The following is a 10,034-nucleotide window of genomic DNA, read 5'->3' on the forward strand; positions in this document are numbered from 1 at the left end:
TCCCACAGCAGGACCACGCCGTTGCGGTCCCCGGCCGAGATGTCGGCCAGGCAGTCGGAGAGGGCGTCGAAGTTCTCGCCGAGCTGGTCGTCGATGTCGAACGCGGCCGCACATGCCTTCAGGAACGACTGCTTGTCCTCGATCGTCCAGCCGTCCAGATAGACGAACTTCCAGCCCGCGTGCTCGACAGCGTGCTCGACGTCCGGCACGTGCGCAGCACTGTGCCACTGGTAGAGATCGGGTGCGTTGTGTCCTGCCAGGAGTGCTGCGAGACCGCTCATCTGCTGGAACCTCCGAAGGGTCGCGGAATGGTTCCTTCGCAGGGTAGTCGCGGAGCGCGTCGTACGACAGGTCCCGGCGGGGTCGACCACCTCTAGTCACCGACGGGTCAGAAGGCCATCGCCTGGGCGCGCCGCTTCACCTCGGAGCCGCGGTTCTCCCGGAGCGCATCGACGGGACGACCAGGCAGCGAGTCGTCGGCCGTGAACAGCCACGTGATGGCGGCACGGTCGTCGTACCCGGCGTCGTGCAGCACCGTCAGCAGCCCCGGCAGCCCCTTGACGACGAGCCCGTCCATGATGAGCTCGGCCGGGATCTTCTGCCCCTCCCCAGGGACGGGTACGGCGGCGGCCAGCTGGTGCTCACGGATCAGCTGGCGCACCTTGCTGACGCTGACGTGCAGCGCGTCGGACGCCTCGCTCCAGTCGAGCCAGTCCCCGACGAGGGACGCGAGCTCCGTGCCTGCATCGGGGCGGGCTCCGGTGTTGGCCTGGGGGTCGTTCGTGGTCTCCACGGGTCCACTCTGGCACGACGCTCGCGGGCTCCAACGAGAGCATCCTCACGCCCTCCCGATATGAGACGTCGGGTCCGTTTCCGTAGAGTGGCGGCGCACGGAGGCTCGACTTCGCAGGTGGCCGCGCCGTGCGCGCGACAACCGCACCCGACCCAGGAGCCCCGTCGATGCCCCGCAGAACGGCCGTGCTCGTCGCTGCCGCGATGGTGCTGCTGACCGCGCTCCTGGGACTCCCGGCGTCGGGCGATGACGGTACGACGGACGGGCCGAGCGCCCGTGAAACGCCCAGCCCTCCCGGCCAGCGAGCCTTCGGGCGGACGCCGTACGAGAGCCGCCTGCTCTCCAGCCGCGGCGAGTCGGTGAACATCGAGGCAGTCACCGGCAGGCAGGACCGGCCCAACGTGATCGTGTTGATGATGGATGACATGCGGGACGACGACCTGCAGTTCCTGCCTAACGTGAAGCGGCTGATCCGCGACCAGGGCGTCCGGTTCACCAACACGTTCTCCGCGCACCCGCTGTGCTGCCCGGCCCGGGCGTCGTTCTTCAGCGGGATGTACTCGCACAACCACCAGGTGTGGTCGCACAAGGCGCCGTACGGCTTCAAGGTCTTCGACGACAGCCGGACGCTCCCGGTGTGGCTGCACGGGGGCGGCGGCTACGACACGGTGTTCATGGGCAAGTACCTCAACGGGTACGGCCGGATGCCGCTCCCGGACGGGTCCCCGTCGTCGCTGCGCTACGTCCCACCCGGCTGGACCGACTGGCGCGCGGCCGTCGACAACGCCCGCGAGACCGGGATCAAGCACCTGCAGGGCGGCACCTACCGGTTCTTCGACACCACGCTGAGCAACAACGGCAAGGTCGAGCCGCACCAGGGGCGCTACCAGACCCAGCTGTTCAGCGACATCACCCAGGACGTGATCCGCCGCGAGGCGCGCGGCACGAAGCCGTTCTTCATCGAGGCCGCGTTCGCCGCGCCGCACGTCGGGTCGCCGCGGGAGAAGGACGACCCGAAGCCGTTCCGCCGCTCCGACGGGTGGAAGCAGACCTGGCAGAACCCGGCCCGGCCGAAGTACGTGAAGGGCCGCTTCGACCAGCGGATCACGCAGGTCCCGACGTTCCTCGGCGAGGCCGACGTCGCGGACAAGCCGGTCTTCCTGCAGAGCCAGCCGCCGCTGGTCGAGGACGAGTGGGAGGCGATCCTCGAGGACTACCGCCAGCGCGTGGAGTCCCTCTCCGTGGTCGACGACGAGGTCGCCAACATCTTCGAGACCCTCGAGCGCACCGGCGAGCTCGACAACACCTACGTGATGTTCACGTCCGACAACGGGTTCTTCCTCGGCGAGCACCGCCGGCGGCAGGGCAAGATCCTGCCCTACGACCCGTCGCTGCGGGTGCCGCTGGTGATGCGCGGCCCCGGGATCCCCGCCGGCGAGGCGCGCCGCGACCCGTTCCTGATGATCGACTTCGTCCCGACGATCCTCGACGCGGCGGGGGTCGCCATCCCCGGCGACCTCGACGGCGTGAGCATGCTCGACGTGGCCCGCAACGGCGACCGCGGTTGGCGGCGGCCGATCTTCACCGAGAGCGGCCCCCGGCAGCTCAGCGAGGACACCCTGGAACGGGTCAGCCTGCTCGAGCGCGAGAACGGCCCGTCCTCGCTGCGGTTCTCCCAGGGGGTGCGGACCGGGCGCTACCTGTACGTCGAACACGCCAGCGGCGAGAAGGAGCTCTACGACATGCGGCGCGACCCGTACCAGTTCGAGAGCGTGCTGGACCGGCCGCGCTACCGGTCGGTGCAGCGCACGCTGGCGGCCGAGCTCGACCGGCTCCGGACCTGCTCCGGCCCCTCGTGCTCCGCCCCGCTGCCGCGCGAGCTCTGGACCAAGAACCCGGTCCGGCGGGTGGGCTTCGACCCGGTGACCGGCGCCCGCACCACATCTTGACGCCCACGCGCACCATGAGTCACTGTCGTAGATCGCAGTAACACCGTTCACGCGGTCACCACGGCTGCCGGGCACGAGGGAGGCGCTCCGTGACCTCACCCGTGCGCACCTGGGTCACCCGGCTCACCACCGGGACGACCACGGCGGGTCTGCTGCTGCTCGGCCTGCCGGCCGTGCTCGCGTCGTCCGGGCCGGTGCCGGGTCAGGAGCGCGACCCGGTCACCACGTCCGGCGTACGCCCGGCGGGGGTCGGCGGCCGGCCCACCGAGCGGCTCCGCCTGGTCAGCCACCGCGCCAAGCACCCGCACCGCAAGATCAAGAAGTACCGGGTCCGCCCCGGCGACACCGCCAGCTCGGTGGCGGTGCGCTACCACGCCTGGACCGCGCAGCTGATCGCGATGAACCACACCTCGACGCTGTACGTCGGCCAGGTGATCCGGATCCCGGTGGTGGTGAAGGCCGCGCGGAAGTGCGACCGGCACCGGCACCACCGCACCGGCTACCTGGCCGACAACAAGGGCGGCGCGAACCATCACGGGAAGCCCGACAGGGCGGAGAAGCCCAAGAAGCCCAAGAAGCCGAAGAAGCCCAAGGCGCACAAGCCCAAGAAGCACAAGCCGCACAAGCAGCGCCATGCCCACCGGCACCCCGACCACGGCTGGGTGCACGGCGGCGCCAGCCGCGCCGAGGTCCGGCACGTGATCGCGAAGAAGGCGCGCCGCGTCGGGGTGGACCCGCACCTGGCTCTCGCCATCGCCTGGCAGGAGTCGGGCTGGCAGCACAAGCAGGTCTCCACGGCCGGCGCGCTGGGCGCGATGCAGGTGATGCCCGGGACCGGCCGCTGGATGTCGGCGTACCTCGGCCGGAAGCTCAACCTGCGCAACCTGCACGACAACGTCAGCGCCGGGGTGGTGCTGATCAAGGTGCTCCGCGAGCAGTCGCGCCTGAAGCACACCATCGCCGGCTACTACCAGGGGCTGGCCGGCGTACGGCGGTACGGCATGTACAAGTCCACGAAGCGGTACGTCGCCAACGTGCTGGCGATCAAGAAGGCGCTCGGGCGCGGCTGGGACCCGTCCTGACCCGGTTTCGACCGGCCCCGGCGGGGGTGTCCTCGCAGGTCACGACCGCAATCGGGGCGTGAGCCTCGCCACGCCGACCGGCTCCCGAGGTGGGCCGTACCCCCGCAGAGCACCTAAAATCGTCGTCCGTGGCCTGCGCTTCCCCTCTGCCGGCCGTTCCTTGGAGGTCGTTCACGTGGACAGGACCGCGGCGGACCCGCTGATCGGGCGCGTGCTCGACGGCCGCTACCGCGTCGGTCCTCGCATCGCCCGGGGTGGCATGGCGACCGTCTACGAGGCCGTCGACCTCCGCCTGGACCGGGTCTGCGCGGTCAAGGTGATGCACTCCGGGCTCGGCGACGACCACGACTTCGCCTCCCGGTTCGTGCGCGAGGCGCGCAGCGCGGCCCGGCTGTCGCACCCCAACGTGGTCGGCGTGTTCGACCAGGGCGACGACGACGGCACCCTGTTCCTGGCGATGGAGTACATCCCCGGCCACACCCTGCGCGACGTGATCCGCAAGGAAGCCCCGATGGCTCCGGCCAAGGCGCTCACGCTGATCGAGCCGGTGCTCGCCGCGCTCGGCGCCGCCCACGAGGCCGGGCTGATCCACCGCGACGTCAAGCCCGAGAACGTCCTGCTCGCCGACGACGGCCGGGTCAAGGTCGCCGACTTCGGCCTGGCTCGCGCCGTAAGCGCCGAGACCCAGCACACCGCGACCGGCGGCGTACTGATCGGCACCGTCTCCTACCTCGCCCCCGAGCTGGTCGTCGACGGCAGGTCCGACGCCCGCAGCGACGTGTACGCCGCCGGGGTGCTGATCTACGAGCTGCTCACCGGCCGCAAGCCCCACGAGGGCGACTCGCCGATCCAGGTCGCCTACAAGCACGTCCACGAGGACGTCCCGCCGCCGTCTGCGGAGGTCCCCGGCATCCCGCCGTACGTCGACGCCCTGGTCGCCCGGGCGACGGCCCGGGACCGCGAGCTGCGGCCCGCCGACGCGCGGGTGCTGCTGCATCAGGTGCGCCGGGTGCACGGCGCGCTCGACCACGGCGTCCGCGACGACCCGGAGCTGACCGCCGACCTCGCGCCGGCGGTGCCGGTGCGGCACGACCCCGATATCGACTACGTCACCGAGGACGACCTGCCCACGGTGCTCACGCCCGGACAGGTGGTCCGCGCCGCCGAGGTCGGCGGCGTCGCCTCGATGGTCCACCTCGACCGGGCCGAGGGCACCAGCGTGATCGGCAAGGTGCCGGCCACCCGTCCCGCACAGCCGCCCGCCGCTCCGGCTCGACCGGCCGCCGCCCCGAAGCGGCCGCGCCGCTCCAAACGCGGCCCGATCCTGCTCATGGTCGTGCTGCTGCTGGCCGTGGCCGCGGGCGTCGGCGGCTGGTGGTTCGGTGCCGGCCGCTACACGACGACGCCCGGCGTGGTGAACCTGACCGCCGCGGAGGCCCGGCAGGAGATCCGGGCCGCGGGGCTCGGCTACCGCGAGGGCGAGGCGCAGTACTCCGAGACCGTCGAGGCCGGCTCGGTGATCACCACCGACCCGGCCGGCGGCGAGCGGATCCTCGACGACGGCACGGTGCTGGTGACGCTGTCCCGAGGCGCCGAGCGCTACGAGGTGCCCGCGATCAAGGGGATGTCCCTGCCCGAGGCCACGCGCGCGCTCGAGGACACCAGCCTGACCCGCGGCGACGTCACCCGCCGCTACAACGAACGGGTCCGCCGGGGCTTCGTGCTCGCCTCCGACCCGGCACCCGGCCAGGAGCTGCGCCCCGACGCGGCGGTCGACCTGGTCGTGAGCCGGGGCCCGAAGCCGATCGAGGTCCCCGACTTCACCGGCAGGAGCGCGGCGCGGGCGGAGAAGAGGTTCGACAAGCTCGGCCTCGACGTACGCCGCACCGAGGAGAACTCCGACACCGTCGCCGAGGGCAAGGTGATCAGCCAGGCCCCGTCGAGCGGCACCCTGTTCCGCGGCGACGTGGTTTCGCTGACCGTGTCGAAGGGCCCGGTGCTCGTCGAGATCCCCGACCTCACCGCCCAGGGCGTCGCCGAGGCGACCGCGACGCTGCAGGACCTCGGCTTCGTGGTGCAGTCCCAGCCCGGCCCCGGCTACCTCGGCCTCGGATTCGTGCAGTCCGCCGAGCCCGGCTTCGGCACCAAGGCGCCCAAGGGCAGCACCGTCATCCTCAACCTCGTCTGACTGCCCTTTTCCACGGCGTCCATACCGATGTCGGTAGTGCTCGCGTGACCCAGGGCTCACTCCCGGACTACCGATATCGGTGGTCGCGCGGGGCCTCCTTACGCTGGGCGGCATGTCGTCCAGTCCCGCGGTCTCCGGGCCGTACGCCGGCCTGCGCAACCCGGTCGGCACCCACGTCAAGGTGGGCCCCGGGCTGGTGAAGGGTGCGCTCGCGAGCGCGGACGCGCTGGGCTGCGAGACGATCCAGGTGTTCGTCGGCAACCCGCGCGGCTGGGCGCTGTCGAAGGGCGACCCGGCCGTGGACGCGGAGTTCCGGGCGACGTGCGCGGAGCGTGGGATGCGGACGTTCATCCACGCGCCGTACCTGGTCAACCTCGGCTCCCCCACCCGCGCGACCTACGAGAGCTCGGTCGCCTCGGTGGCGCACAACCTCGTGCGCGCGGCTCAGATCGGCAGCGAGGGGGTCGTCGTGCACACCGGGTCCTGCGTCGACCAGGGCGAGGGCACGACTGCGTACGACGCGGCGATGCGGCAGGTCCGCGACGGGCTGCTGCCGGTGCTCGACGCGCTCGGCGACGACGGACCGTGGCTGCTGCTCGAGCCGACCGCCGGGCAGGGCCGGTCGCTGTGCGCCGGCGTCGAGGACCTCGAGCCGTACCTCGCCGCGCTCGACGGCCACCCCCGCGCCGGCATCTGCCTGGACACCTGCCACGTGTTCGCCGCCGGCGCCCCGCTCGACGAGCCCGGCGGCACCACCGCGACCGTCGACCGGATCGTCGAGATCGGCGGACCAGGTCGGCTCCGGCTCGTGCACGCCAACGACTCGATGGACGTCCGAGGCGCGTTCAAGGACCGGCACCAGCGGATCGGCGAGGGGCACATCGGGTTGCCGGCGTTCGAGGAGCTGCTCGCGCACGAGGCCATGAGCGGCGTACCGGTGATCCTCGAGACTCCGGGCACGCGCACCGCCGGCGACGGCCAGATCGACCTGCTCAAGAAACTCCGCCCATGACCCAGCTGACCACCGGCACCGAGCGTCGCACCTCCCTGCTCGCGGCGCTGGCACTCCTCGGCGTGACGGCTGCGTGGGGCTCGACGTTCTTCCTCACCAAGGACCTGCTCGACCGGGTGCCGGTGCTCGACTATCTGGCGGTCCGGTTCGCGATCGCCGGGGCGGCTGTGTACCTGCTGTTCCCCAAGGCGGTCGGCCGGCTCTCGCCCGCAAGCCGACGCCGCGCGGTGGTGCTGGGACTGCTGTACGGCGTCGCGCAGATCCTGCAGACCGCCGGGCTCGAACACACCGCCGCCAGCGTGTCCGGCTTCGTGACCGGGCTGTACGTCGTGGCGACACCGCTGTTCGCCGCCGTCCTGCTCCGGCAGCGGATCGGCGCGGTGACGTGGGGCGCGGTCGTGCTGGCGATGGCCGGGCTCGGCGTACTCACGCTGAGCGGGTTCAGCGTCGGCTACGGCGAGGCGCTGACATTCGTCTCCGCGCTCTTGTACGCGCTGCACATCGTCGGGCTCGGTGCCTGGTCGACCGCCCGTGAGGCGATGGGCATGACGATCGTCCAGCTCGCCGTGATCGCCGTGGTGTGCTTCGTGGTGACCGCGCCGGACGGGCTCGTGCTGCCCGCGACCACCGCGGACTGGGTGTCGGTGGTCTACATGGCGCTGGTAGCCGGCGCGCTGGCAATGGCTGCGCAGACCTGGGCTCAGGCGCACCTGCCGCCGACGCGGACCGCGATCATCATGAGCATGGAGCCGGTGTTCGCCGCGTTCTTCGCCGTGATGCTCGGCGGCGAGTCGCTCACCGCGCGAATGCTGCTCGGCGGCGCGATGGTGCTCACCGCGATGCTGGTCGTGGAGCTGGTCCCGCGTCGCAAGATCGAGGCCGAGGTCACGCACATCTCCGTGTGACCCCCGAAAACCGGTACGTCGAAACCGGGTCGATGCCCGACGATGACGGCATGACCCGCCTCGAGATCCACCCGTTCGCCGACGAGCACGTGCCCGAGGCCGGGAGGCTGCTCGCCGCGCGGCACCGCCGGCACCGGGCGGACCGCCCTGAGCTGTCCGGGTCCTTCGAGGACCCGGCCTTCGCGGAGAAGCAGGTCGCGGAGGCGTGGGCTCTCGCCGACGCATCCGGGGCGGTCGCCACCCGGGACGGCCGGGTTGCCGGCTACCTCCTCGGCGCCCCGAAGCCGAGCGCCGTCTGGGGTCCGAACCTCTGGGTGGAGTCGGCCGGTCAGGCGCTGGGTGACGGGATCGAGGCGGAGGTGGTGCGCGACCTGTACGCCGGTGCGGCCACCCGGTGGGTCGACGAGGGCCGCACCGCGCACTACGTGCTGGTTCCGGCCTCCGACGCCCCGCTCGTCGACGCGTGGTTCCGGCTCGGGTTCGGGCAGCAGCAGGCGCATGCGGTCCGTCCGCCACTCCCGGTGTACCCGCGGCTTCCGGACGAGCTGGCGGTACGGCGCGCGGAGCGGGGCGACATCCCGGCCCTGGCCGAGCTCGAGGTGTCGCTCCCGCAGCACCAGGGGCTGGCACCGTGCTTCTCCGCGGGCGAGCTCGGCTCGGTCGAGGAGTCGGTCGCGGAGTGGGAGGCCGACTTCGACGACCCGGACTTCACCACCTTCGTGGCCGAGCACGGCGGGCGGGTGATCGGGTCGGCGGTCGGCTGCGCGCTGACCAAGTCAGGAAGCAACAACGGGCTGATGCGGCCCGACAGCGCGGGGTTCCTCGGGTTCGCCGCCGTACTCCCCTCTGCTCGCGGCCTCGGAGCCGGTCGCGCTCTGGGCGAGACCGTGCTCGCGTGGGCGGCCGAGGCCGGCTTCGACGTGGTCGCTACCGACTGGCGGGTCACCAACCTGCTGTCCTCGCGCGCCTGGACCGCCCTGGGCTTCGTCCCCACGTTCCACCGGCTGCACCGCTCGATCGGCTACTGACCCGCTTTACATGGGTGGGGCGGCGTCCGGATGGTGGGCGGGATTCCCACGATCCGGGCGGGCTCGGCTACATTTCCTGCGTGCAGAGCAACACGTATTTCTTCGGCTACCCGCCCGGGGCTCCCGGTCCGGCAGTCTGATGCTGCACGCCTGACCAACCAAAACGCCCCTGGCCACTCAGGGGCGTTTCGCATGTAACGGACACGGCCCCGACGACGTGGCTGGGAGCAGCACACACGAGAGGGTTCAGCCATGGTCGTCGTCATGACACCGGACGCCACGGATGCCGACGTCACGCACGTCGTCGAGAAGGTCGAGGGCGTCGGCGGTGAGGCGTTCGTCAGCAAGGGCGTCGTCCGCACCATCATCGGCCTGGTCGGCGACATCGACTCTTTCCACGGCCTCAACCTGCGCAGCCTCCCGGGCGTCGCGGACGTGCACCGGATCTCCGACCCCTACAAGCTGGTCAGCCGGCAGCACCACGCCGACCGCAGCACGGTGTGGGTGCGCGGCGTGCCGATCGGGCCGGACACGTTCACGTTCATCGCCGGCCCCTGCGCGGTGGAGTCCCCGCAGCAGACCCTCGAGGCCGTCGAGATGGCCAAGGCGGCCGGCGCGACGATCATGCGCGGCGGCGCGTACAAGCCGCGCACCTCGCCGTACGCCTTCCAGGGTCTCGGCGAGAAGGGTCTGGAGATTCTCTCCGACGTCCGCGACCTCACCGGGCTGCCGGTCGTCACCGAAGTGGTCGACGCGCGCGACGTGCCTGTCGTGGCCCAGCACGCCGACATGCTCCAGGTCGGCACCCGCAACATGGCCAACTTCGGCCTGCTGCAGGCGGTCGGCGAGGCCGGGAAGCCGGTCCTGCTCAAGCGCGGCATGACCGCCACCATCGAGGAGTGGCTGATGGCGGCGGAGTACATCGCGCAGCGCGGCAACCTCGACGTGGTGCTGTGCGAGCGCGGCATCCGCACGTTCGAGCCCGCCACCCGCAACACCCTGGACATCTCCGCGGTACCCGTCGTCCAGGCGACCAGCCATCTGCCGGTCATCGTCGACCCGTCACACGCCGCCGGC

9 protein-coding genes are annotated in these 10,034 nt (G+C 71.6%); 7 read left to right on the forward strand and 2 right to left on the reverse strand.

The features are described from left to right. The coding region (locus VFH10_RS16635) for a barstar family protein (protein WP_325130550.1) at positions 1-281 on the reverse strand (281 nt) is incomplete at its 3' end. A gap of 107 nt (positions 282-388) precedes the next feature. Further along, positions 389-793: an Rv2175c family DNA-binding protein gene (locus VFH10_RS16640; protein WP_325130552.1), complete on the reverse strand. Its 405-nt coding sequence runs from the start codon at positions 791-793 to the stop codon at positions 389-391. Positions 794-960: 167 nt separating this feature from the next. Here VFH10_RS16640 and VFH10_RS16645 point away from each other — a divergent pair, with 167 nt between their 5' ends. From VFH10_RS16645 to aroF, 7 genes are all read left to right on the forward strand, one after another. Continuing rightward, positions 961-2,742, forward strand: coding sequence for a sulfatase (locus VFH10_RS16645; RefSeq protein ID WP_325130554.1), 1,782 nt, complete (start codon positions 961-963; stop codon positions 2,740-2,742). Positions 2,743-2,831: 89 nt separating this feature from the next. Beyond that, entirely contained in the window at positions 2,832-3,824 is a 993-nt protein-coding gene (locus tag VFH10_RS16650; protein WP_325130556.1) for a transglycosylase SLT domain-containing protein, read from the forward strand. Between the two features lie 175 nt (positions 3,825-3,999). Continuing rightward, positions 4,000-6,012 carry a Stk1 family PASTA domain-containing Ser/Thr kinase gene (pknB, locus tag VFH10_RS16655; protein WP_325130558.1) on the forward strand — a complete coding sequence of 671 codons (2,013 nt, stop codon included), beginning with the start codon at positions 4,000-4,002 and terminating at the stop codon, positions 6,010-6,012. A gap of 112 nt (positions 6,013-6,124) precedes the next feature. After that, positions 6,125-7,024, forward strand: a complete 900-nt coding sequence (locus VFH10_RS16660) for a deoxyribonuclease IV (protein WP_325130559.1) — start codon at positions 6,125-6,127, stop codon at positions 7,022-7,024. Continuing rightward, positions 7,021-7,929, forward strand: a complete 909-nt coding sequence (locus tag VFH10_RS16665) for a DMT family transporter (protein WP_325130560.1) — start codon at positions 7,021-7,023, stop codon at positions 7,927-7,929. Before VFH10_RS16660 ends, VFH10_RS16665 begins: the two co-directional genes overlap by 4 nt. A 50-nt stretch (positions 7,930-7,979) precedes the next feature. After that, entirely contained in the window at positions 7,980-8,957 is a 978-nt protein-coding gene (locus tag VFH10_RS16670) for a GNAT family N-acetyltransferase (RefSeq protein ID WP_325130561.1), read from the forward strand. A gap of 252 nt (positions 8,958-9,209) precedes the next feature. Then, positions 9,210-10,034, forward strand: an 825-nt coding sequence (aroF, locus tag VFH10_RS16675) for a 3-deoxy-7-phosphoheptulonate synthase (RefSeq protein WP_325130563.1), incomplete at its 3' end; no start/stop codon positions are given.

Source organism: Nocardioides sp., from assembly GCF_035697785.1.
Taxonomy (GTDB): Bacteria; Actinomycetota; Actinomycetes; order Propionibacteriales; family Nocardioidaceae; genus Nocardioides_B.